The organism is Pseudocitrobacter sp. 73, assembly GCF_008369545.1.
GTDB lineage: Bacteria > Pseudomonadota > Gammaproteobacteria > Enterobacterales > Enterobacteriaceae > Pseudocitrobacter > Pseudocitrobacter vendiensis.
Genome location: NZ_VTZO01000083.1, coordinates 1 through 1919 on the forward strand (window position 1 = coordinate 1; position 1919 = coordinate 1919).

The 1919-nt window shown below is 58.1% G+C and carries 1 protein-coding gene; it reads right to left on the reverse strand.

What is annotated here, in order from left to right; translation table 11 throughout:
* Positions 1 to 61: 61 nt before the first annotated feature.
* The gene (ltrA, locus tag F0Q32_RS25860; RefSeq protein WP_162720562.1) at positions 62 to 1549 is read right to left on the reverse strand and encodes a group II intron reverse transcriptase/maturase; all 1488 of its coding nucleotides are present in this window, start codon (positions 1547 to 1549) and stop codon (positions 62 to 64) included.
* Between the last annotated feature and the right edge of the window lie 370 nt (positions 1550 to 1919).

The window sequence follows — 1919 nt, forward strand, 5'->3', positions numbered from 1 at the left end:
TATGTCGCGGTAGGGATACCCGTTACCGGATACCCCCCGCACAGATCCCGGCGTGCGCGATTTACGCACCGGGCTCCTGCCTCGGGTGTCTGGCGGTGAACCGCTCCACAGGCCATGGATGAAGAACCCGAACCCTTGGTAGCCATGCGGCTGCCAGTTTGTTTGCTTTCGTCCAGGTCGTATCATCCTTCTGGCTCCTGCGCCTGAGCGCCCGGCGCCAGAGGTTTGTTACGTGTGTCCTGAACTTCTGCATGGTGGGGAAGTTGCCCGGTACCGAGTGATAGTTCAGGTATCCCTGAACCACTCTCCTGAGCCATTTTCCCTGTTCGGGGATTGAGTAATGCCAGCGCCTTCGCAGACCGTCTTTGATGGCTTTCAGAGTTGCCGTCATCCGATCCCGGCGGGTCTTTCGTATCAGCATGAACCTGCCGTTGCGATCTTTCCCGCTGATGTGCGTGAACCCGAGGAAGTTGAACGTTTCTGGTTTGCCTTTTCCCCTGATGGCACGGTTTTCGGCAGCGAAGCGGCCGAACTCCATCAGACGGGTTTTCTCCGGGTGAACCGTGAGTCCGAACTTCCTCAGTCTGCGCTGCATGGCTATACGGAAGCGCCGGGCATCGTATCGTTTGTCGAACCCGATGACGATGTCATCGGCGTATCTGACCATTACCACATTGCCTGTGGCATAGCGACGTCGCCACTGATGCGCCCACAGATCGAAGACGTAGTGGAGGTATATGTTTGCCAGCAGCGGTGAGATGACCGCACCCTGTGGGGTGCCTTCCTCCGTTGCTCGCCATTGACCCTCCTCCGACGTCCCGGCTGTGAGCCACTTACGTATGAGCCTGATTACCCTCCGGTCGCCGATCCGATGCTCTGTGAACCTGATCAGCCATTCGTGGCTCACCCTGTCGAAGAACTGACTGATGTCGGCATCCAGTACCCAGTTTACGTTAGTGCGTACCAGCCCTGTGGCCAGTGCGTCCAGTGCATCGTGCTGGTTTCGCCCGGGTCTGAACCCGTATGAGAACCCCATAAAGTCGTTTTCATAGACTGCGTTCAGGATTTTCACCAGCGCATACTGGACGATCTTGTCCTCCAGCGAGGCGATGCCGAGCGGGCGTTGTTTTCCATCCGCTTTTGGGATGTAGTGACGCCTGCCGGGCTGCGCCCTGTAGCTGCCCTGATGTAGCCTCCGGTGCAGATCTGTTATGTTGTTCTTCATGTTTCCGGCGTAGTCCATCCACCTGATGCCATCCACTCCCGCGGCCGCTTTCCTGCTCAGGGAGAGGAATGCGGCTTCCAGTGCTTCGACTGTCAGCAGGTGGAACAATGCTGTAAACCGTTCTTTCTTCCGCTGCTTCGCAGCTTCCCGCACGCGTGACAGCCTCTGTGACATGCTTTCCCGGCTCTGTGTCCGGCGCATGTGTGGCTGTTCCGCGTTCCCCTTGGCCCCGCTCCTTCGCTCCACTGACTCCGCTCCTTTCGGGTTGTTCGCCTGCTTCGCCGCTACTATGAGCGAGTCCGACTTCTCCTCTCCGTACATCACCGGCTATGACTCCTCGTCTTCCCGGTGCGGGCCATCTCCGACACTGGCAGATGGTCAGAGGGGAGATCTCCCGGTTCCCGCGTAGAGATCGTATTGACATGCCAGGGTCTCAGACCCCGCCGGGTCCATGTGGCACTCGCAGTATCGCACCCTATGATGTTGCCTTCCGTTAACAGTACAACGTCGGCACCCGGTAATTTAATATACATTTCGTGGCTCAATGGCTGGCCTGTCAACACCCCTGTCAACGCTTCGCCCCATACCTCGCGGTATGCAACGCATGACTCGGGGACCTTGTGGATTGCTGGTCCTTCAATGGTCGGGGACTTTCACCCCTTGATCTCTACCGGTCTCCCGGCGCACACTGTAT